This is a genomic window from Micromonospora sp. KLBMP9576 (assembly GCF_050941805.1).
Lineage (GTDB): Bacteria > Actinomycetota > Actinomycetes > Mycobacteriales > Micromonosporaceae > Micromonospora.
Genome location: NZ_CP194567.1, coordinates 2555937 through 2578553, shown reverse-complemented (window position 1 = coordinate 2578553; position 22617 = coordinate 2555937). Strand labels below are relative to the sequence as shown.

Annotated in this window: 19 protein-coding genes; 9 read left to right on the top strand and 10 right to left on the bottom strand. The window is 69.0% G+C overall.

The window, feature by feature from the left end; genetic code table 11:
• Nucleotides 1-43: 43 nt before the first annotated feature.
• From ACQ452_RS11600 to ACQ452_RS11560, 9 genes are all read left to right on the top strand, one after another.
• Nucleotides 44-3142, top strand: coding sequence for a lantibiotic dehydratase (locus tag ACQ452_RS11600; RefSeq protein ID WP_433393027.1), 3099 nt, complete (start codon nt 44-46; stop codon nt 3140-3142).
• Nucleotides 3139-4434: a lanthionine synthetase C family protein gene (locus ACQ452_RS11595; RefSeq protein WP_433393025.1), complete on the top strand. Its 1296-nt coding sequence runs from the start codon at nt 3139-3141 to the stop codon at nt 4432-4434. Before ACQ452_RS11600 ends, ACQ452_RS11595 begins: the two co-directional genes overlap by 4 nt.
• Before the next feature lie 4 nt (nt 4435-4438).
• Nucleotides 4439-6520 (top strand): methyltransferase, FxLD system, encoded by a 2082-nt coding sequence (gene fxlM, locus ACQ452_RS11590; RefSeq protein ID WP_433393023.1) that lies wholly within the window; start codon nt 4439-4441, stop codon nt 6518-6520.
• 2 nt (nt 6521-6522) lie between these two features.
• Nucleotides 6523-7620, top strand: coding sequence for a hypothetical protein (locus tag ACQ452_RS11585; RefSeq protein ID WP_433394106.1), 1098 nt, complete (start codon nt 6523-6525; stop codon nt 7618-7620).
• A gap of 273 nt (nt 7621-7893) precedes the next feature.
• Nucleotides 7894-9060, top strand: coding sequence for an SAVED domain-containing protein (locus ACQ452_RS11580; RefSeq protein WP_433393021.1), 1167 nt, complete (start codon nt 7894-7896; stop codon nt 9058-9060).
• A 91-nt stretch (nt 9061-9151) separates the two neighbouring features.
• Entirely contained in the window at nt 9152-10180 is a 1029-nt protein-coding gene (locus ACQ452_RS11575) for an SMODS domain-containing nucleotidyltransferase (protein ID WP_433393019.1), read from the top strand.
• 15 nt (nt 10181-10195) lie between these two features.
• Complete coding sequence (locus tag ACQ452_RS11570) at nt 10196-11941, top strand: ThiF family adenylyltransferase (protein ID WP_433393017.1); 1746 nt, start codon at nt 10196-10198, stop codon at nt 11939-11941.
• A gap of 168 nt (nt 11942-12109) precedes the next feature.
• A complete protein-coding gene (locus ACQ452_RS11565) occupies nt 12110-12379 on the top strand; it encodes an Imm32 family immunity protein (protein ID WP_433393015.1) in 270 nt (89 codons plus the stop codon).
• A 207-nt stretch (nt 12380-12586) separates the two neighbouring features.
• The gene (locus ACQ452_RS11560) at nt 12587-13714 is read left to right on the top strand and encodes an EcsC family protein (protein ID WP_433393013.1); all 1128 of its coding nucleotides are present in this window, start codon (nt 12587-12589) and stop codon (nt 13712-13714) included.
• A 239-nt stretch (nt 13715-13953) separates the two neighbouring features.
• Here the strand turns inward: ACQ452_RS11560 and ACQ452_RS11555 are convergent, their stop codons facing one another.
• The 10 genes from ACQ452_RS11555 to ACQ452_RS11510 form a co-directional block, all read right to left on the bottom strand.
• Nucleotides 13954-14235: a hypothetical protein gene (locus tag ACQ452_RS11555; RefSeq protein ID WP_433393012.1), complete on the bottom strand. Its 282-nt coding sequence runs from the start codon at nt 14233-14235 to the stop codon at nt 13954-13956.
• Nucleotides 14232-14564 (bottom strand): hypothetical protein, encoded by a 333-nt coding sequence (locus tag ACQ452_RS11550; RefSeq protein WP_433393010.1) that lies wholly within the window; start codon nt 14562-14564, stop codon nt 14232-14234. Before ACQ452_RS11550 ends, ACQ452_RS11555 begins: the two co-directional genes overlap by 4 nt.
• 3 nt (nt 14565-14567) lie before the next feature.
• Nucleotides 14568-15710, bottom strand: coding sequence for a hypothetical protein (locus tag ACQ452_RS11545; RefSeq protein WP_433393008.1), 1143 nt, complete (start codon nt 15708-15710; stop codon nt 14568-14570).
• A gap of 82 nt (nt 15711-15792) precedes the next feature.
• Nucleotides 15793-17154 (bottom strand): hypothetical protein, encoded by a 1362-nt coding sequence (locus ACQ452_RS11540; protein ID WP_433393006.1) that lies wholly within the window; start codon nt 17152-17154, stop codon nt 15793-15795.
• The gene (locus ACQ452_RS11535; protein ID WP_433393005.1) at nt 17151-17531 is read right to left on the bottom strand and encodes a hypothetical protein; all 381 of its coding nucleotides are present in this window, start codon (nt 17529-17531) and stop codon (nt 17151-17153) included. The genes ACQ452_RS11540 and ACQ452_RS11535 overlap by 4 nt, the downstream gene beginning before the upstream one ends.
• 113 nt (nt 17532-17644) lie before the next feature.
• Nucleotides 17645-21031, bottom strand: coding sequence for a LysM peptidoglycan-binding domain-containing protein (locus ACQ452_RS11530; RefSeq protein ID WP_433393003.1), 3387 nt, complete (start codon nt 21029-21031; stop codon nt 17645-17647).
• A gap of 86 nt (nt 21032-21117) precedes the next feature.
• The gene (locus ACQ452_RS11525) at nt 21118-21540 is read right to left on the bottom strand and encodes a TadE/TadG family type IV pilus assembly protein (RefSeq protein ID WP_433393001.1); all 423 of its coding nucleotides are present in this window, start codon (nt 21538-21540) and stop codon (nt 21118-21120) included.
• Nucleotides 21537-21971, bottom strand: coding sequence for a TadE/TadG family type IV pilus assembly protein (locus tag ACQ452_RS11520; protein ID WP_433392999.1), 435 nt, complete (start codon nt 21969-21971; stop codon nt 21537-21539). Before ACQ452_RS11520 ends, ACQ452_RS11525 begins: the two co-directional genes overlap by 4 nt.
• Nucleotides 21968-22309, bottom strand: a complete 342-nt coding sequence (locus tag ACQ452_RS11515) for a TadE/TadG family type IV pilus assembly protein (RefSeq protein WP_433392997.1) — start codon at nt 22307-22309, stop codon at nt 21968-21970. Before ACQ452_RS11515 ends, ACQ452_RS11520 begins: the two co-directional genes overlap by 4 nt.
• Before the next feature lie 83 nt (nt 22310-22392).
• Entirely contained in the window at nt 22393-22593 is a 201-nt protein-coding gene (locus ACQ452_RS11510; protein ID WP_334606059.1) for a hypothetical protein, read from the bottom strand.
• Nucleotides 22594-22617 lie beyond the last annotated feature (24 nt).

Sequence of the window (22617 nt, the reverse complement as noted above, 5' to 3'; positions counted from 1 at the left end):
GCACCCCCGTCCGTCTCACCGAGATGATCAAGTGAGCCGCTCCGTGGAGTCTTCTGCCTACCGGTCGATGGGCACCGCGCTTGTCCGCGCCGTCGCCCATCCGGCCATCGAGCTGCCCCCGTGGCCGGACCTGACCGAACCCCGCCCCGACCTCGTGCCGTCTTGGGTTACCTGGTTACGACAGACCTGGGCCATCGACACGGTGGCCGAGGCGGTCACGCTCTCGAGCCCGGTGCTCGCGGCGCAGGTCAGCAAGCTCTGCGTGGGTGAGACCGCTTCGGTACGTGAGACACGGCGGACGGTCCAGGCCGTCGCCCGGTACGTGCAGCGTCTGCTGGGTCGCCCCACGCCGTTCGGGCTGCTCGCGGGGGTGGCACCCGCTGTGTTCGGCTCGAGAGCACCTACCCGATGGGGCACAGCACATCAGGCGATCGCCCGGGCTGGCGCTGGCTGGCTCACTGACGTGATCGCCCACCTCGAAGGCTGCTCGGAGCTGCTCGCCCGTCTTGCCGTGGTCGCGAACAGCACGCTGACGGTCCGCGACGACCGGCTGATCGTCCCCTATCAGCCGCAGCCTGGGCTCGACGGTCAGTTGGGAGCGGCGGAGGTCTCCCTACGCCATTCAGCACCGGTACGGGCCGCCATTGCGGCAGCCCGTAGCCCGATTCGGGTGGAGGTCCTCGCCTCGCAGCTCGGTGGAGCGTTTCCGCAGGCGTCGGCAGCAGCCGTCACGGCAATGCTCACCCAGCTGATCGCCCACCGCGCCCTCATCACGAGCCTGCACGCTCCCAGCACGGAGCCGGACGCGCTCGGATACCTGCTGGACCAACTTGACGAGGCCGGTAACGGAACAGGTACGCCCGTCGCTGGGGTCATCGCCGCTCTACGCGAGATCAATGCTGGGCTGCGGCGGCACAACACGACGCAGCCGGACGAAGCCCCAGCGGCCCGGCGGCTGGTGGCCTCGCGGATGCGGAGTCTCGCGATCTCCGAGCACGAGCCGCTCGCCGTGGATCTCCGACTGGACGCCTCGGTGACGTTCCCCGATCAGATAGCCAGAGAGGTGGAACAGGCCACCCTGGTGCTGACCCGGTTGAGCGCGTACCCCTACGGCACTGCCGCCTGGCGCGCCTACCACCAGCGCTTCTACGAGCGCTACGGAATCGGTTCGCTGGTGCCGGTGCGGGAGGTGGTCGACCCGGACAGCGGCATCGGGCTGCCGGACGGCTATCCGGGCAGTTCCGCCCCGGAGCCCCGCTCACCGATGTCCCGCCGCGACGAGGCACTGCTGCAGATGGCACAGCGTGCGGCACTGGACGCCGCGACCGAGGTCGTCCTCGACGACGCAACGATCGCGCAGTTGGACCTGGGACCGCAGCGGCTACGCCTTCCTCCGCACCTGGAGGCATGCGTACGGGTGCAGGCCACCGACGAGAAGGACCTGGCCCGCGGCAGATTCACCCTCGAGGTCACCTCTATCTCCCGGGCCGCCGGCGGGCTGACCGGCCGGTTCCTCAGTGTGCTGCGGCCGACCGACGCGGGATGGCTGGCCGCTGCCTTGAGCGAACTGCCTGCCGGGGACCGGGACACCGTCGCCGCCCAGGTGTCGTTCCCGCCGCTGGATCCCGGGACTGCGCACGTTGCGCGCGCCGTTCAGGTGCTGCCAACGGTGATCAGCCTGGCCGAGCACCGCTGGCCCAGCCGATCGGTGCTCACCGTCGACGACCTGGCCGTGAGTTGCGACGGCCGGCGCCTGTACCTCGCGGCGCCGGATCGAGGCCATCGGATCGAGGCGGTCGGCATGCACGCCTTGAACCTGCGCACTCACACTCCCCCGCTGGCCCGGTTCCTCATCGAGCTCGGGCGGGCCCAGTGCGCTCAGGTCACGGCATTCGACTGGGGCGCCGCCGCCCGGGCGAAGCTGCCCTTCCTCCCCCGGGTGCGCTACGGAAGGGCGATTCTGGCTCCGGCTACCTGGCGGTTGGAGGCCGCCGAGCTGCCCGACCGGCACCAGCCCTGGTACGCCTGGGACGACGCCCTCGACGAATGGCGGGCTCGCCGGCGACTACCGCGCCTGGTGCACCTGGTCGAGGCCGACCGGCGCCTGCCGCTGGATATCGACGAGTCGGCGCACCGCGTCCTGCTGCGCACCCACCTGCTCACCTCGCCGCGAGCGGTCCTCGTGGAGGCCCCCACGCCGGAGGACCTCGGGTGGTGTGGCGGCCGTTCGCACGAGGTCATCGTCGCGTTGCATGCCACCGAGCCACCGCCCTGGCCGCCGCTGCCCACACCGACCCCGGCCCGGGTCATCGGACGCGACCAGGGGCAGAGTCCAGCCGCCTCGCGGCTCCTGCTCGTCAAACTGTACGGAGACATCCGACGCCAGGACCTGCTCCTGGCTGAGCACCTGCCCCGGCTGATCGCCGACTGGGACGCCCCACCCGACTGGTGGTTCCTCCGGTTCCGCGACCCGGACCAGCACCTACGGCTCCGCATCGCGCTGCCGAATGCCTCGGCGTTCGGGCCGGCGGCCGAGCGCGTCAGCGCGTGGGCCGACGACCTGCGACGGCGGGGCCTGCTGCGGGAGGTGCAGTACGCCACCTCCTACCCTGAGACCGGCCGGTGGGGATCTGGGCCCTCCATGCAAGCCGCTGAGGCGGTGTTCATCGCCGACTCCCACGCCGTACTGACGCAGCTGCGCCAAACGGTGCGCCCGAGCCGGCAGGCGCTGGTCGCCGCGCACACCGCGGCCATCGCCGTCGCCTACACCGGCAGCATCGAAACCGGAATGCGCTGGCTGATCGACCACGTCCCCGCCACTGCACCCCAGCCGGTCCCCCGGCCGCTGTTCCGCGAAGCCGTCCGCCTCGCCCAGCCCGGTGGTGACTGGGCGGCGCTGCGTGCGGTCGCCGGCGGCTCCGCCATCGTTGACGCCTGGAAGAACCGGGACGTCGCCCTCGCCGTCTACCGGACTCACCTACCCGGCCCACACACCGACGGCATCGACTCTCACGACGTCCTCGGCTCGCTCATGCATGCGCATTACATCCGAGCAGTCGGCATCGACTTCGACGACGAGGACCAGTGCCGCTACCTCGCCCGGGCCGCCGCCCTGGCCTACTTCGCCCGGAGCCGGTCATGAGCCTCGCGTATGAGAGCCACGAGTTGGCCGTCGCGGTCGCCGACCTCCTCGCTCACCCCGACGATCCCAGCCTGCCGATCCACCAACCCTGGTGGCGGCAGTCGCTCGCCCTCGGCGTACCCGGCATCGCCCTGCTACATGTGGAGCTGGCAGCGGCAGGGCTAAGACCGTGGCAACGCGCCCATCACTGGCTCGCCGCTGCTACCAGCGGCCCGGTAACGGCGGGCCCCGACAGCCACCCCTTCCACGGCGCCCCCGCGCTGGCGCACGTCCTGGTGAGCGCTGCCGTCCACCAGCCCGGCTCGTACGCCCGCGCGCTGGACGGCCTCGACACGGCGATCGCCGCCGACGCGCGGCGCCGCGTGGCCGCCGCGCACGCCCGCATCGACGCCGGCGAGCTACCGGCTCTTGCCGAGTTCGATGCGATCCGAGGGCTCACCGGAATCGGGGCGTACCTGCTGCGCCGACTGTCCGGCGGGCAGGAGCTTCGCGCCGTACTCGAGTACCTGGTTCGTCTCACCTCTCCCCTGCACCGCGAGGGCGAGGTGCTGCCCGGCTGGTGGACCGGTAGCGGCCCCAACGGACGCCCCGACGAACGGTTTTCCGGTGGGCACGGCAACACCGGGATGGCGCACGGTATTGCCGGGCCCCTGGCTTTGCTGGCACTCGCCGCCCTGCGAGGCGTCGGCGTACAGGGTCAGCTCGCGGCGATCGCCACCATCTGCTCCTGGCTTGACCGGTGGCGCAGCACCACCGATGCAGGCCCGATCTGGCCGTACTGGGTCACCATGTCGCAGCTGCGCGCCGGCCGCGCGTCGCCGTCGAGCGCCCAGCGGCCGTCATGGTGCTATGGCACGGCCGGTCTGGCACGCGCGCAACAACTCGCCGCTCTCGCGACCGGTGACCTGGTCCGTCGTGTGACTGCCGAACACGCGCTCGCCCGCGTCCTGACCGACCGACGCCAGCTCGCCGCGACCACCGACCCCTCCCTTTGCCACGGGTACGCGGGCCTGGCCCACATCGCCCACCGCGTCGCCGCCGACGCCCTGCCCGGAAATGCGACCCGCCTCAACGCCCGGGTCCCCCACCTGCTCAACCGGATCGACCCCGCGGGCGCCGGCCCTCGGCGTACGGCTGCTGCCCTAATCGGCGACACGCCAGGCCCTGGATTGCTCGAAGGCGCCGCCGGAGTGGCACTGGCGGCGCTGAGCTGCAGCACCTCGTCCGTGCCGGACAGCTCCTGGGACTCCTGCCTGCTCACCGCCCGACCTACCTCACGTGAGGATGTCTGATCCGATGCCGACACCCGCATGGCGGCAGTACACCGTCGAGTTCTCCACACCAGCCGCAGCCGAGCAGATCGCCGCCGCCGTGCTCGCCCCAGCACTGGCTGCTGCTCAGGACGCCGACGTCCTGCACGGCTGGTGGTACGTCCGCAAGTACCCCTCGTGGCGGTGGCGGTACCTCGCCGACGATCCCACCTCCCACCTCTTCGAGGATCTGCTGGAGACGCTCGCTGTCGACGACCGCATCGTCACCTGGACCCGAGGTCTCTACGAGCCGGAGACACTGGCCTTCGGCGGCGCGGCCGGCATGCACGTCGCCCACGATCTCTTCCATCAGGACAGCCGACAGTTGCTCCTTGGACCAGGCTTCGCCGAGTCGGCCACGCTCGGAAGACGCGAACTGGCCGTCGTGCTGTGCAGCACGCTGATGCGCAGCGCCGGTCTGGACTGGTACGAGCAGGGCGACGTCTGGACCAAGGTCGCCGAACTACGTCCCGCCCCAGCCCTACCCGCCGAAAGCGCCACCACCGCCGCCCTGAGCCGGGCGATCAACCGACTGATGACCGCGGACATCCGCAGCCTGAGCCGTCCCGGCTCGGACGGGCCGCTCGCGGGCTACGGCGCATGGCTCGACGCGTTCGAGGCAGCCGGTCAGGCCCTGGCCGACCTGGCACGGCACGGCCGCCTCCGACGGGGCCTGCGCGCGGTCATCGCCCACCACGTCATCTTCCACGCCAACCGAATCGGCCTGTCCGTACGCGACCAGTCCACCCTCGCCGCACTCGCGGTCAGGAACGTCTTCGAACCCATCAGGAGGAGCACCGTGTCCACCTCAACACCCATCCCGCCGACCATTAGCGTCGACGAGATGACCACGCTTCGTGAACCTGCCGATCTGCGGTCCGAGCTCACCGACCGGCTGCGGGCAGAGAACATCATCCGGACGCCGGGCGTCGACGCCGCGATGCGGCAGACACCACGGCATCTGTTCCTGCCCGGCGTGCCGCTCGAGCAGGCGTACGCCGACGCACCGGTCTACACCAAGACCGACGGTCGCGGCGCCTCGATCAGCGCCGCCTCGCAGCCCCGGATCGTAGCCATGATGCTCGAACAACTCGACGCCCGACCGGGCCACCGAATCATGGAAGCAGGTGCCGGGACCGGCTACAACGCGGCTCTCCTGGCCGCCATCGTCGGCGAGACCGGACGCGTCGTCACCATCGACGTCGATGACGACCTCATCGACGGGGCCCGGAAACACCTAGCCGCCGCCGGCGTCGCCAACGTCGAAGTCGTCCACGGCGACGGCGCGCTCGGACACCCTGACGCCGCACCGTACGACCGGATCATCGCCACCGTCGGTGCCTGGGAAACGCCCACCACGTGGCTCGAGCAAATCGCCCCGGACGGCCGCCTGGTCGTGCCGCTCCGCCTGCGCGGCGCCGCGTCCCGCTCGATCGTCTTTGAGCGGTACGAAGGTGGCTGGCGCGACGTCGGCAGCGAGCTGGCCGTCTTCATGCCGCTGCGCGGCATTGGAGACGATGCGCGACGTCTCGTCACCCTCACCGACGAGCAGGACGTGACCCTGCAGGTACACAAGGACCAGAGCGCCGACGCGGCCGCACTCGCTGGTGTGCTCGACGCCGAACGACACGAGACGTGGACCGGCGTGATCTTCCCGCCCATGGTGCCGTTCGAGTGGCTGGACCTATGGCTGGCCTGCCGTCTCGACAACGCCATCATGCGGATGAACGTCAAACCCGAGGCCATCGAGCGCGGCACCGTCTCCCCCATGTTCCCTTGGGGAGCGATGGCCACCACCCGCGGCGCCGACCTCGCGTACCTCACTCTCCGGCCGGCGCCGCCGGCTGCCGACGGCGGCAAGCTGTACGAGGTGGGCGTCATCGGCCACGGCCCCTCCGGCGAGGGCCTCGCCCAGCACGTCGCCGACGAGATCCGCGTCTGGGACGCCGAACACCGCTCCCGGACCGTGCGCTTCGAAATCCCCGACGCGCCCACCGAAGCGAGCCCGTCGGCTGGACACTTCGTCCTCCCCCGCCCGCACCACCCCATCACCGTCACCTGGCAGTGACGATGGACCCGACCAGCCACCTGCTACGGCGATTCCCCCTTGTGGCCCGACCGCGGCCCGCCGCCAAGGCTCTGACCAGCCGCGTCGACGACCTGCGCGTCCTCGCCAAACGCGCCGATCGGGAGGGCGACCTTGCTGCGGCGTCTACCGTCTACAACCAGGCTGCGCTGATCGCCTCCGACTGTGGCCAGCCCGATTTGGCCTGGCAGTGGTGCCACCAACATGCCGACGCGTACCTGCGCGCCCTCCCCCTGGGTGCGCAGGACGCCCGGCATGCCCTGGAGCCGCTGGTCAACCTCGCCCGCCTGCACATCAGAGACGGCCACGGCGACGCCGCTCTCGGGCTCCTCAGCGACCTCTTCCGGGCTGTCTCATCCCGCACCGACACTCTGATCGACGGCCGCCCACTGCTGGCGAGCCGGCTGACGCGAACCGAGGACGATCACCGCCAAGTGCGGCAATGGCTGTGGGGCGTACTCCTCGCGGAAGGGACCCGCGCACTCACCAGCAACGGCCGTTGGAAAGAGGCCTACGACCACCTCCAGCGGCACAACGGCATCGGCCAACGGATGCTCGACGGGCGTCAGGTCGCGGTCATCACCCACGTCACCGCTGGCGAGCTCGAATCTGCACGGACGATGATCGCCGAAACCGCCGGTGGCGAGCCGTGGGAGGAGGCCGTCACCGCATGTCTGGCCTACCTATGCGCCAAGGCGGCCGGCGAACCGGAAGAGGCCTTCCTTGACGCACTGCTCCGCAGCTACCGACGGCTGACGCCCACACCCAGCCTTGCCGTCTTCCACACCCGCCTCGGGCTCGCAGTCATCGATGCAGCCGGCCAATTGGACCACCCCGAGGTACGGAGCCTGGCTGCGGACCTGATTGACCAGGCCCTCGCTTTCGATGACGCCTACGTTGCACGTGAACTACTGGACAACCGCAGCATCCTCACCGTCATCGACGCCCGAAGCATGGTTCGGCTTACTGACATCATGCAGGCTGGAACGGCATGTGGCCGCCTGCCAACCGTCGCTCAGGAGCGACTGTTGCAGTCGCTCGCTGTCAGCAGAGCGGCGATCCGACGCTGCGCATCGAGCTAACGCTGGTACTGGGATGGCTAACGGACGGCTGGCCGACTCCGTCCTCTGGGTGCCAGTCCGGAAGCGGGTGCTCACGTAGCTCCCAGGGACTGACCGGCACCGTTGCACAGGCCGCGGCATGGGTCTCTGATTAAGCCGTGGCGCGGCGTCGGTCACAGTCGAGCGGCTATCCGGTTCGGCTGCCTATCCGCGCCCGAACACATCAACTCGCCTGTTCCCGCTGGCTGCACGGAGCGCTCCAGTTCTGTCAGACCCTGTCCGTACCATCGACTTGTGGCGTCGAAACAGGTCCGGAACACCTCGGTCAAGCGGGGAGACATCAAGGACACAGTCCGGCTCGCCGTCTGGTCGAGGGCTGCCGGTTGCTGTGTCATGTGCTCCACGACGCTGCTCGGCAGCCGGTCCTACCTGCACAGCGTGCTGGTAGGCGAACTCGCCCACAACGTCGGTGCCACCGCCACCGCGGGCTCGCCGCGCGGCCTCGCCGAGGACATCGCGGACCGGGAAGCCGAAGAAAACCTCCTGCTGCTCTGCCACGCCTGCCACCGGCTGATCGACAACGAAGACCACGCGCCGTACTTCACGACCGAACGGCTCCGGGCACTGAAGAAGAAGCACGAGGACCGCGTTCGGGTAGCCGCAACGAGTGGCGGGATGCGGCGCACCGCTGCGCTGCGCGTCGGCGGCCTGGTCCGCGGAGCCACGGCCCTGGCCTCGCAGCGGCAGACAGCCGACGCGCTCCTCGCCGACGGGTACCTCGGTCTCGTCGACAGCCGCTGGCAGGGCGACTTCCTGTGCAAGATCGCCGGTGAACCGAACCGCTCGACCTACTGGCGTGCGGCCCAGGAAGAGATCGACGCCACGCTCGGGCTCATCGAGCAGTCGGTCGCGAGTGGCGAGGTCGAGCACCTGTCCATCTTCGCCATCGCCCCGATCCCGCTGCTGGTATACCTGGGATCTCGCCTGGACGACAAGACCGACACCCGGCTCTACCAGAAACAGCGCGACGGCGACCAGGGCTGGCGCTGGGACCCCACCGCCTCGATCCACGACTTCTTAACCTGCGCTACCACCGGCACCATGCCCGCCAAGGAGGTCGTGCTCGCCGCCTCCCTCACTGCCGAAGTCCAACAGGCCAACTTTCCGGACGCACTCCAGGGGCTGCCGTACTTCGAGATCCGGCCCGGGGCCGATCACTTCGGTCCCAACCTCTTCTCGCACTCGGACACGCTGCGGAACTTCGCCGACCGCTGGCGCACGCTGCTCGCCGAGGTCGAGAAGACCTGCCCCCGAGCAACCAAGTGGCACCTCATCGCCGCCGCACCGCTGACCCCGGCTATCGAGATGGGACGTGCATTCATGCGCGGTGCCCAGCCACCCATCGAAGTGTACGAGCGGCAGGACGGCACCTACACGCCCGTTGTCCAGGTCAACACGTGACCCGTCACCGCCTCGAACTCACCGCGTACACGACCGGAACGGACATGCCGGTCGTCGCCGCTTCACCACCGATCGCCATGGGGGAAGCCCGATGAAGCACACCGACTACTTCAGCAACTTCCTGAAGAACACGGTCAACCTCAGCCAGTTCAACCTCGACAAACTGGCCGACCGGGTTAACGCGATCTACGCGGCCCTCAAGGCGGACCCGGGCCTCGGCCCGCGGATCGTCACGAAGATCCCGCAGGGCTCCTGGGCCCAGGAGACGATCATTAGCCCGCAAAACGGCAAGCCGTTCGACGCGGACTTCCTCCTTCAGATGAAGGAGGAACCCGACTGGTCAGACGACGTGCAGAAGTACATCAACGCCGTCTACCACGTTATCCACCACCACTCAATCTACGGCGACATGCCACACAACCGAAAGTGTCGCTGCGTCTACGTTGAGTACGCAAACAATCAGATGCACGTCGACATCGTCCCGTACGTCATCCTCGGCGACGGCCGTCAGGTGATCATCAACCGGGACGACGAGCAGTTCGAGACGACCAACCCGTCCGGATTCACCCAGTGGATGAAGGACAAGGACAAGATCGCCAACCGCAATCTTCGCAAGGTCATCCGCCTGCTGAAGTTCCTGCGCGACCACAAGAACTCGTTCACCGGGACCAAGTCGATCCTCATCACCACAGTCCTCGGCGAGCAGGTCTCCGAGTGGAAGAAGATCAGCGACCCCGGCTACTACAGCGACCTGCCCACCGCCCTGCTGCATATGGTCAGCGACCTCGACCAGTGGCTCCAGCAGAACTGGATCAAGCCGTCCATCGCCGACCCCTCCAACCCGTCGGTCACCTTCGACCACCGTTGGAGCCAGGAGACCTACTCGTACTTCCGCGACCGTATCCACGCCCACGCAGCCGAGATCCACGACGCCTACCACGAGACCGACGAGGAGAAGAGCGTCAAGAAGTGGCAAGGGCTCTTCGGCGACAAGTTCCAGGCTCCGGAGACCTCCTCGTCGAGCACCAAGTTCGGGGACGCCGGAGCAGCGGGCGGGGTCACCGGCGGGAACGAACCACCCGACACCTCCTCGTCTGGCCGCTCAGGTCGAGCCGGGTAATGAGTTGTACCGTCGGTGACCAAACGGAAGCGCAACCAGTTCACGGACTGGCAGGAGACTGCCATCCGTGAACTGCGTGCGGTCGCAGCCGCCCTACCGGACGACTTCCAGCTCCTCGACCGGCCGCGGCTCATTGGCCTCGGGCTCGTCCAAGCGCGCATCCGGCTGCGGACCGGCGACCTGGCTCGCGCGCCCCACGGTCTCCCGCTGCAAGAGCAGGAGGACTTCCTGCTGCGGATCGGCCCCAACCGACTTTCGCCACCGCTCGTCGAAGTCGACCACAATCGCTTCCTCGGCTACCCGCACGTGTTACAGGGACGGCGGCTGTGCATCTACCTCGATCCCGCGCGAGAGTGGAACCCGCAGCGCGGCTTCGCCAGTGCGATCGACCGGCTGCACGAGTGGCTGGCAGACGCCGCAGCGGCCAAGTTCGACCCCGATTCGGCCCTGTTCCATGCTGTCGGCGGCATCCTCCACCACACACCCGGCACCCCCACCGTCGTTGTTCGCGAGTCCGGCAAACACGTAAAGGCACAGCCGGCCTTCCTCACCGCGCGATCGGCGCACCGCCAGGACCTCCACTACGCCGGCGGTCACCCCGACCAACACCGGACCGTGGTCTTCCAGGTAGCGGACCCGCTGCCTCTCGGAGCGGGTACCCGACTGCATGAACTGCTGACGCTGCTCGACACCACGATCGCGCCCGGCGCCTTCGCCACGCCGCCGCCCCTGCCTCAAGCAGCGGCCTTCCTCACGGCGCTCGCGGCTGCCGCGAGCCGAAATCCCGTGGGCGCGCCCCAAGCGTTCATTCTCGCGATCCCGCACCCCAACGGGGGGCCTCCACATCTCCTCGCAGGCCAAGTGCCCGCCGTGGCAGCCGACGAGCTCCGCCGACGCGTCCGATACCGTCGCGACCTTGTCCTCAACATCAAAGCTGAGACGCTCGACAACCAGACACCCGTGGAGTGGTGCACAGTGTCCGACGAACGGGACAGCGTCACAACCCGGCGCGACACCAACCGCCCGACCAACGCCTACCAAGGCAAGACGATCCACATCTGGGGCTGTGGCGGCCTCGGATCCTGGATCGCCGAGTTCATCGCCCGCGCGGGCGCCAAACGCCTCATCCTTTGCGACCCCGCCACCGTCACCGGAGGGCACCTCGTCCGTCAGAACTTCGCCGAGGACAACATCGGCGAGGCAAAAGCCGAAGCGCTGCGCCAGCGTCTCGCGGCCATCCGCGATGACATCGCGGTGGAGGCACATACCAGTGTCATCCCGGACGACCTGGCCATGCTCCTAGGCGACACCGACCTGATCATCGACGCCACCATCTCCCGCGCCATCGGCCAACTACTCGACGAACTAACCACCGCCACAGGCCGCCCGCTACTCGCCCAGGCCGCAACAGATGCAGGGACCAGCACCCTCGGGCTGCTAACCGTCAGCGCCCCCACCAATCCCTCGGGGCCGAACACCATCGACCAGCAGACCGGCAAGATCATCACCGCAGACGGCGCACTCGAACCCTTCCACACCTTTTGGAAGGACGTGTCCGCTCAGGACGAACTCATTCCAACCCGAGGCTGCTCCGTCCCCACCTTCCACGGCTCCGCCGCCGACATCGCCGCCGTCGCCGCCAGCCTGACCTCCACGATCGGCAGTCACCTAGCCAGCAGCGAGCCGGTGTCCGGCACTCATCTGATCGGACTGCCGCACTCACCCGCAGGACCCTTCCGGCGCTTCATCCCAGCGGCCTGATACCCCGCTGGGCAAAGATGGCCATCAGTGGGCCATGAAACTGGAGTTGCGAACGCACTCTCGTCGGCAAGACCGAGCACCTCTTGATCGACCGGCTGTGACGCTGTGTGACACACGGCCAGCGGCAGATGCGGAGGCCACATCCTGGCCGGTCTCGGTGAGACTGTATTGGCGAATGAGGTGACACTACCCGTACCTGGCTACGACTCCCAGCGAGGTGTTATCGCACCGGCTGAAGGAGGATTCATCATCGTTCAAGTCCGCGACGGCACCGTTGAGATCTACGGCGACTCGGCCGGGCTGCGGGATCTCGCCCGGCGGTGTCTGGCGCTGTCTGATTCGACCGCTCAGCCCGAAGCGCACGTCCACCTCGACCCTGGCGTCATGCCGTTGTCGCTGGAATCCAGTCCGCTGATGCTCGCTCGCGAGCGCGGGTGACCGCCCGTGCTCGCCGTCCACATTTAGTAACGCAGGGCCGCCGGCAAATCCGCGCACGTGATCATGTCAAGGGCCGCGACTCGGTGAGTGGGACAAGGCTGGGCCGGTTCAAAGCCCTGCACCACTTGGTTAAGGCCAATCGGGCCAATGCTAACTCCGCCGCCTACCTGTTCATGAGCGGCGGTTCGGGTCACTAACCTTGACGACATGGCGGAACCCTCGGAGTACGAGCTTGCGGCGTGGCGTGACATTCAGCGGTTCAAGGGCAGGCCGCTGTCGGCCGCGTTGCGCAGCGCCGGCGAGGGCGTGTCCAACGGCGCCGCGGCACTCGGTCGGCGCGCGGCGACGTACCTGGAAAACCACCAGGGAGCCCACTCAGTCGTATCGCGGGGGCGCGGCATCGTCGCCAAGGGTGCGAGCGCCATCGGCACCGGGGCTCGCAAAGCCGCCGGCGTCCTCCCCACCAGCGCGGCGGACTGGAGTGGCAGTGCTCTGGGCTCGATGCAGCGAACGGTGGCGAAGATTTCGCGAGCGGGACTCTCGCCCAAGCGGGTGGTGGAGCTACACCAGAAGCGCGGGCACGACGTCACCAAGCTCTCCGACCTGCGGCGCCTCGACCTCGAGCAAATCCACGCGGTCCGAGGGCGGGCGTTGAGCTGGTACTACCCGGCTACTGCTGCAGTCTCGGGGATGAGTGCGGGGCTGGTGATCTCGGGAGGCGAGCTTGCTACTGCGGTCTCCGGCGGTGCGGCGGCGGCGCCGTCGGGAGGTGCTATCGTCAGCGCTCTCGCCGGCGACGCCGCCATCGTCATCGGACTCGCCTCCCGCGCGGTCGGCCATGTCTCGCTGCTGTACGGCTACGACCCCGAAGAACCAGCCGAGAAGCTCTTCGTCCTATCCGTCGTCAACGCCGGGACGGCCGCGTCCGTCGGCGCGAAGAACGCCGCCTTCGCCGACATCTCGCGCCTCACCCAGGCACTCGTCCGCGGTAAGACGTGGAAAGTTCTGAACGACTCGGTCGTCGCCCGGATCGCCGGACGGTTCGCCGAAGCGGTCGGCCACACCCTCACCAAGAAGGGCCTCGGCAAGGTCGTGCCGGTAGCCGGAATCCTGGTCGGCGGCACCCTCAACTGGACCACTCTGGAGGGAATTGTCGACACCGCCGACATGGCGTACCGGCGCCGGTTCCTGCTGGAGAAGTACCCTCAGCTTCTGGACGAAGAACCGATCGGAGCCTTCATTGTTGAGGACACGGACGACCCGAGCGACGTAGGCGACGACCGGTTCAGCGTGCTCGGCGAACTCGCCGTGGAGGGCGGACCCGACCTGCGCTGAATCCGGAGCGGGCCGCCTGCGGCAGGAGCTCTCTGCTTCCAGCGAGGTACCTGCCTGGTTGTGCAGCACCACGCATGGACGCTCGTCGTCCAGCAGGCCATCGGCCGGGACGCCCTTGGCAGTCAGCAAAGCGTTGATCCAAGGTGCGGGGCGGCCTCAAGTGCGCGATGACCGTGAGGCCAGGCTCCACGAAGGAGTCTGATCGGCAACAGCAACGACCCGCTTCGGTGCGGTGTATGTCAGACCGACCTCCGCACCGCAGCAACACCGCAGGCCACCAAGAAGGTGACCGCCATCAGGCCGATCCGTGGCCAGGGCACATCCCGGGTCGGCCGTACGCCGATCGACACCGCCAACCCCAACTGAGCCAGCAGAGCCAGGCAGATCACCACGCTGAGCGACCGGTAGGTGTTTCCAAAGTCGGACCAGAACACCCAGGTGCCGTAGACGGCTGGAACCACCATCAGCAGGCTCAGACCGATCAGCGGAATAGCCAGTCTCCATCGCATGCCGGCGTTCACCGCCGCTCCTCCCGGTCTTCGCTGGTGGCACCGCCCAGAGGCTCCACCTCGACGGTCAGCGCCGCACCCGCGTCACGAAGCTGCTGCGCCTGCCGCTCCCATTCGGCGCGATCCTCCCGGCTGACGGCCTCCCGTTCGCGCAGCGACGCCGTGAAGGCGTCGTCCAGCGCCCGGCCGTGCCAGGAGAACGCCGCCGCCGTACGCAGGTCCGCCTCGCCGTTGAGGACGGTGCGGGCCAGGGAGCCCAGTGGGTCGTCGCCGCCGCGACTCCTGGCGAGCGTCGTCAGGACCGCGCGGGCCAGTGGTTGGCGGTGGATCTCGTCGGTCATGGCCTATCCCTGCTGTCCGGGGTGCTGATAGGGCTTGAGGTCGGGAAGCGCGGAGACAGCCGCGCTTGCCTGGATCATGCCAATGGTTCCGGCGATGCCCTTGAAGGTGGCCTCGGCGTTGCCGTAGAAGGTCGAGATCTCGTTGTAGAGGTCGTACGCCTGCCAGGCGTAATAGGCAGCCACACCGTAACCGATGACAGGCCCGACCCCCGTCTCGATCGTCGCCGTGCCGACAGCTGAGGCGAGGTTGATGACGATCAGGACGTCGATGAGCTTCGCGATCAGGCCGCTGACCACATCGAAGAGGTGTTTGGCGGCCACGGCAGCCTTGGTGTAGAGCTCGGCGTACTGGTCGCAGATCGGGTGCAAGGCCATGGCCGCATTCCCGAGCCTGAGCTGGAACTCCTGCTCGGCTTCCGCAGCCTGGCCACCCCAAACGTCTGGTACGTCCCCTGCAGTGGTGACGAGGTTTCGGCCGACATCGAGTACCGCATTGCCGATGATCCGCCAGGCTGCGGCGCAGTGGATGTAGGCGTCCCAGTCGCCGCTGAGCTGCTTGCTCCAGTCTTCGAAGGGGTCGTACCCGAACAGCCACACGCTGACCTGGCGCAGCCAGGCAGCAGGGCTGATCAGATCCGCGAGCGGGTTGATCTTCCACATCTCGACCGCGGTCGCGTAGTTGGGCGACACCAGGTGCTTGGTTGGCTCGGCTACATCAGCGAAGGGAGACCGAGGAGCCGTGGGCCACAGGTCGGGGCGGCCGGTGGTGAGCGCGCTCCACATGGCCGCCGGGTCTTTCGCGCCCGGATAGGTCTGGTCAACCCGGCTTGCCGCCGTTGCATCCGAGGTGGAGTAGTGGCGCTGGGCGAGGTTGATATGCGTGGCGGCGCTCCGACTGACCGTCTCCAACCGTTGTAGCCCCTGCGTCATCCGGTCGTACACCAGCTTGTGCGGGCTGGCGAAGATGACCAGCAGACCTTCCTCGGCAAAAGTCAGGTCGCAATGACGCTGGACGTACGTGAGCGTGTCGCCGACGTCGCCGGATGCCCGGTGCAGCACGTTGTACAGCCCGTTCAGGCCGGCCGGATCCACATGGAAGCCGCTCATGTTCCCCCGTTGAACGTCGTTCGGCTCTTTTGCGAACACGAACCGTACTGGACAGAGATCAACAGCGTCAATGAATTCATGGCACGCGGTCACTCACCCGACACGAAGCGCTTCTTGGGCGTCATCGCGTTCGGCGGCGGCCTTGTCCCGGCACTGCATCGGCTGCTCGGGTCGGTGTCTGGGCCATCGAAGCTCTCGGTCGCGGAGGTCGAGGAAACGCCTGCGCCACGGTCCCTCTACCGTCGTTGTCTGGCTGCCGCTGCGCCAGCCCACGGTTCAAGTCCTGCACCACATCGTCATCGCTGACGGCCGACCGCCATCGCTTGGCGGCACGGAAGATGAGCGAGCCGGCTGGACGCGCCAAGGGCCCCTCGGCTTTGACGAACAGTTCGCCTCGCTGAAGGGCGGCGGACAGCCCCCGGTGGAGGGTGGCTGCCAGGAACGGAAGCTCGGAGCTGAGGCGTACGACCTGCTTGTCGCGCAGCTGCGCGTGCCCGTCACCGCCGGCGGCTGCTTGTGTTCGCGCCCAGCGCAGGACTTCGGCCAGCTCAGCGGCAGCGTCGCGGCCCGCACCGACCGGCGGGGTGGCCCGCAGGTCGGCGGCCGCGATGGCGGCCTGTCGCCAACCGCCCACCATCCTCGGGGCACCGCCGCTGATCAGGATGTGTACGGCCAGGCCGAGCTGGGTTCCAAGCTGCAGATGTGCTCCCGTGACCTGCCCTGGGTTCTGCCACATCGAGCTCCGCGCGGCGGCCATGGCAGCGACCGCATCGTCGACGGTATGGACGCTGGGCGCGGGATTCAGCGGGGATCGGGCGATGTCGAGTCCATCCAACGGTGGCTGTCCTCGCCCAGCGGCGATCAGTTCCCGGGCTATTCCTCCAAGGCCGCTGTTGGCGGTCCACCTGGCGGTCTCCGCCGCTGGGCGGTAGATCTCGGTCAGGTGTCCGCGCCCGTGGTTAAGCCATCCGGGCAGCGCGATGTCGACGATGACCGCGTTCGAGGTGAGCCTGGCGATCTCGGCGATACCCGACTGGACACCCCCGCCGGCTCGAATCGCGAGCCCTTCCGGTGTTCGGGGTCCCTGCCCTGGCGGAACGTGGCTGGCGAGGATGTCACCGATCACGGCGACTGCGTCCGCAGCCCGGTGCAGCGAACGCGCCGGTTCGGCGGTCACTGCGACGGGAGACGGCGGAAACTGCCGGTCGACGATCGTGGCAGCCCGGAGCCCGACGTAGAGCTGAGTCAGCCGCTGCCCGCGTCGCCTCAGGATGGTCGAGGCGCCGGCCCGATCCGGTACCTCCGCTGCCGGTCGGGCGCCGACCAGCAGTTCGGTCGCTCGGGCCAACTGCGCATAGACGGCAGACCTGGCGATGACGGCGGCGTTGATGTCGGCCGCGCTGTCGGCGGGCCGCTGTCCCATTGCCGTAGCGGCCACACGCAGGGCCTGGTACGCCTCCCGGTACCAGTGGCCAACGGTCATGCCAGGGCCGCCGCCGCACGCCGTAGCTGCTGGGCGCCGGCGTCGTGGCTGAGCCGCCGAGTCAGGCCCTCATGATCGTCGGCGGCCAGACGCTCGTGGTACCGCGCGAGTTGCTCCAGCAACGTCGTCACGGCCAGCCGGGTCTCGGCGTCATCGCGAACCGGCGCCGCAGCGTCCACGACCACGTCGTCGTATTCCGAGTACAGCCGGGCCCGGATGTCGAGCAGTTCCAGGCCGCAGTGGTCCCAGGCGAGGTCGGTTCCGGCCAGGCGCTTCCACGCCTCGATCGCCAGCTGGACGGCTGCTGCCGCAGTGGTGTCGTCTGCAGCCTCGACCAGGCAAGCGCCAACCCTCCTCGTTGCCTCGATGTACTCCATGCCGCCAGCTTCGTTCGATGTCAGCAAGGCCGTTCACTCCGTTCGGTCGGTGGTGCAACATTCGGTTCGCGGTCTCGGTCCGCCGCGCCCATCGGTCGGTTTGCGCATTCGATCTATCCGGTGCTGCTGCTGGCAGCGAGCAGATCCGGCAGGAGCTCGCGCAGCAGGGCGTACGTAACCGGCGCCAGGTCCTCGGGCACCTCGGCCTCGCGGACCCGCATCAGCTCCCCCAGGAGATTGCGCAGTTCTGCGGTGTGTCCCTCGGCATGGGCAACTCGCATGATGTCGTGCCAGGGCCCGTCGTCGCCACGCTCCGGATCGGCCAGCCAGGCTTGCTGTACGGCCCAGCGCGCGCCGGTGAAATCACCGGCGTCGAGGTAGAGCTCGGCGAGTTCGTGGGCGGTATCCACGATCGCGGAAGTGAGATGACCCGGGTAGATGTCGGACTCGGGCAACCAGGTGAAGGGGTTGCGGGCGCCTGCCGCGTACGCGCGCTCGGCTCCGTCGAGTGGTACGCCCCGAACGAGCTCCAATGCGGCTCGTAGATCCTTGACTCCGGCGGCGCCACGACTTTCGCCGCGGCTTCGCAGCCGGCGGAACAGGTGCCAGTCCAGCAGATAGCCCGACTTCAGCCGGTAGAGCCGGTCGGATCCCATCTCGGGCAGCCAGGCGGTGCCGTCCGGGGTTTCCCCCAGCCACCGACGGGCCCGGGTGATGGCGACCCGGCGGCTGGCGTCCTTGACCTGTTGATCGGGCCACAACGCGTCGGTGAGCTGCTCGGCGGATGCTCCGCGGGCACCGCGTTGAGCCAGGTAGACGATGAGTTCCGCGTGGAATCGGCGGCGCTGGTCGGGCACCGGGCCGGGCGCGTCGACCTCGACCGCCCCGAGGACGCTGATGCGGGGACGGGTTTTGTCCTGCTCGCGCCAGGCCCGTAGGTCCGAATCAAGCTGCGGGTCGGCTTGGCGGCGACGCTGACGAATCGCGGCGGTGACCTCGCGTGGTGGAACGGTGGTGGCCGTACGGGTGCGCCCGATGCGGGGCACGGCGACGATGGGATCGGGCGGAGTCGACGTATCGGCCTCTACGTCATCGGATCCTGCTGCCGCCGCAGGCTCGCCCGCAGTGAACAGATCGAGCACCGAGCCGGCGGCGTCGGTACCGTCCGCCCACGCTTCCGGCTCGGCGGCCGGCGGGGTCCGCTCGTCCGTGGCAGCCCGCGCCTGCGCCATGATCTCGGCGAGCGGCTCCAGCTCGCGTACGGGTAGTCCTGCCGCGTTGCCCTCGACGAGGAGGAACGGCAGGGCGAGGTGCAGCAGGCCGTCCTCGTCGATGATGGCAGTGTTCGGGCCGGCGGTCGCGCGGGCTCTGGTCGTGCTCGCCACGGCGACGGCGCACCGGCCCGTGTCTCGCAGTTCCTCTCCGAGCTCGTCGAGCACGCCAAGGTCGTCTTCGTTGGGATCAGCGACGAGTAGCACCTGAGGCGCCCACGCCTCGCCGAGGTCGGTGATGCGACCGGCGAAGGTGTCGGCTGCTCCAGACGCGTTGAGGGCTGCTGTCACCGCTGCGGCGCGGCGCCGCAACCGCGTCGCGGCCTCACCGACCGACGGGACCACGCGCACCCGGTCCGGGTTGAGGGCGATCAGCAGTTCGGTCTCCTGCGCCGGAAAGCCGGTGACGATAACCTCAACCTCGTCGGACCAGGCGTTGCAGGCCAATTCGCAGGCGAGGTAACGCAGCAGCGCGAGGGTGCGCTCGCGGTCGCCGGCGAGGGTGAGGCTGCCGAGGCGTTCGAGGTCGAGCAGCAGGTGTCGACCGGGCTGGGACCCTACAGCGACGAGAGTGGGCAGCGGAGCCAACTGCTCGGTGACGACGGGCATTCTGGCGTCTCCTGGCAGGGTCCAGTGCCCGCGGTCGTTGATCCAGGGTGCGGGCGGCTCTGGGCCGGGCTCGGTGAGCACGACCGTAACGGCCTGGTCGACGATCCACACAGCGGCGATGTCCGGCAGGGGCTGTTCCCGCTCGGCCAGCGCCGCGGCGAGGCTGCGCAGGGCGAGGTCCAGCCGGTCGACGTCTGCCGGCTGCTCGGCCACGCGTAGCGCTCGTTCCGTGGCGCCCCCGCGGGGGTGCGGGAGCCGGCGGCCGGGCCGGCGGTGCTGGCGTTGCCGGCCTCGGCGACGGATCACTGCCGTGAGTAGCAGCGCGGAGAGCAGTCCTGCCCCGGCAAGCGAGCCCAGGACGATCGCCTCGTCGACATCGCTGTCGCTGTCCCCCGCTGGCTGATCGGAGCGATGGTCCGATACCGAGGCGGCTGGGTCGTCGGTCGGGCGTGCCGTAGCCGGCGGTTCGGACGCCCTCGGCGGGCTGGCCGAGGCGGATGGAGTTACGACAGGGGACGCGCTCGGGCGGTCCGGCGTTGCCGGAGCCGGCGCCGGTGGGGCGGGGACACCCTGCTGGATCTCGGCGTCGTTCGGTGGGCGGGGCGCCGTCGACCGGTCGTCGCCTTCGGGAGCGCTCGGGGCCGGCTGGGTCCTTTCGCCAGCCACGATCCTGCCCTGGGCGTGGTCAGCGGGGCCACGATCGCGGGCGTCCTGGGGCAGGGCGATGTGCCATCCGCGCTCGATGTGGTGCGGGAATCGGTGGTCACGCCGCTCAAGACTCGGGTTGATCGCCGCGATCTCGGAGTAACGGTCGGCGTCACCGAGGAACCGCTCGGCGACACCGGCCAGCCAGTCGCCCCGCGCCACCTCGTAGATCAGTGGTCCGCTCCTTGCGGCCGGCGCCTGCGCCGACGTGGTGCTGACGGCCGGGGAGGTGACCCCTGGAATCCGCAGGGTCCAGCCCGCGTAGATCCGGGTGTTGCCCGGCTGGAGGCTCCGCCCGTCCGGCTGCGCAAGACCCTGGTTGGCCTCGGCCAGACGCTGCCAGGACACGTTGTACCGCTCGGCGATGTCGAGCAGGTTCTCCCCGCGCTCCACCGAGTGCTCCAGGTACCCGGTGGCGGCCGGGGCTTGCGTCGGTGCGGCCGTACGCGGTGCCGCCCTTTCTGCACTCGATTGGCTGAGGGCGGCCATGGCAGGGCTGGCGATGGCGGCGGGCACTGCGGCCGATGCCAGGGTCGGCGCGGCGAACGCACCGAGGATGGCGGCCACCAGCGCCGCAGCGGCACGATGCTGCAATCGCGTCCCAGGGATTCGGGCAGTGTTACGCGGGACCCGCCCGCGCCGTCGTCCGCGCAGTTGCGCGACGGTCTCCACGACCAGTGCAGCCAGGAATGTGACCCAGCTCCACGCGGCCAGTACCGCTGCGGCCCAGCCGATCAGCGCCAACGTCTGCAGGAACAGGTCTCCGTCGTCCCGGCTGGTCAGCGCCTGCCAGATCTGGTCGGCGGCGGTGCCCGGATCGTCGGCGAGTGCGGTGAGCCAACCGCCGATTCCGGGCAACGGATTGCCGGCGGCCCAGACGAGGAGAACCGGCAGGGCGACGACCAACGCGACCACGGCGAGGGCGCCGATGCCGGCGAGGACCTGCCGACCATGGCCGGTCGTGGGTGCGGTGCATGCCACGGTTGCTCCTTCGCGGGCTGCTATTGAGCGATCAGGGTCGCGGTCGCCCGGCCGGTGGCCGTCGTGCCTACTCCCCCGCCGAACAGGTCGAGCAGGATCGGGTTGTAGGTGACGGTGACTGTGACGGTGAGTTGCTGGGCGCCATCGACGGTGACGATGCCCGTGACTCCGTCGAGGTCGTCGAGGTAGGCCTGGACGGCGGTGGCGGCGACCGAGGGGTCGATCTCCTTGGTGCCACCGTCGATGGCCTGCCCAGCCTTGATGGCCTGTCCGCCGGCGCGGGCCGCTTCGCCGGCGATGTTGTCCGCGCGTTGATATGCCCGTACCTTGGCGCCGCCGTCGACGACGAGGCCGATCAAGGCGAGGAATGCCGGCGCGAGGACGGCGAACCAGATGGTGACCCGGCCGTCGTCGTTGCCGAGCCGGCGGCTGAGCGCAGTCATGCTCTGCTCCGGTAGGTGTCCAACGGGCTGGTGAAGGATGCGATGAGCGGCACGGTGCCGGGCATGCCGGGCAGTGCGACGTCGGAGAAGGTCGCGGTGCAGCTGACGCGGGCGGTAACGGTCGCGGGTTGTCCGACAGGAACGCCGAAGCCTGCGGTGGAAACCGTGACGTCCAGGCCGGTGCAGCTCAGCCCCTGGGCGTTAAGGGTGGAGTCGGCGGCGGCCAGCGCCTGCGCGCTCGCCTCGCCGGCCGTCCGTGCCAGGGAGGCCGTGCGCGCGGCGTCGTAGGCAGCCGCTTCGAGCGCCTGGCGGGCGATGTTGACTCGGCCACCGATGACGGCGCCGGCGAGCAACGCGAGGACGGCCGGCGTCACCACCGCCATCTCGATACTCACCGAGCCGCGCTGACCCCGGAGCCTCGAGATGCTCATGGCGTGGTGGGCCGTTCGACGGGGCCGTGCGCGGACTTGGTAATCGTCCAGCTGAGCCCTGGTAGCACCGTGATCGCTAGGCCGGTAACCGTCACCCGTGCCTCGGTTGCGGTCCGGGTGACGGTTACCTGTTCGCTCTCCAGCCCGGCTCCGGCTGCGGACAGGAAATTGATGGCCCGCGCCTCGCCAGTTGCGGCGGTGGACTGGTAACCCCGGGCCGCGTTGACCCCCTGGGTGGCAGCACCGAGCGCGATGGACTGGGCGAAGAAGACCAGTCCCGTCTGGACGACGGCGAAGGTCAGCAGGATCATCGGCAGCGCTATGACGGCGAACTCCACCGGCGAGCTACCACGGTCGCTGAGGTAGCGGCCCGTCCGCCAGCGTCCGGCGGGGCGCTGGCGGACGGTGGGCTCTGCCCGGGTCACGGCTGCGTCGGGATGAGGGCGACCCAGCCGTTGGCAACGGCGACGATCGCGCCGGCAACGACGACGGCACCGGCGACGAGGATCGCGGTGATGACGGCGGTGCCGACAGGGCTGTCGCCTCGCTCGGCCTCAGCTGGATCGGTCATGCGCTGCCAGTTCGTTGCCAGGTAGGCGATGACGGCGTGGATGGTGTGCATGGCGTTCCCTCCGTGGGTGGGTGG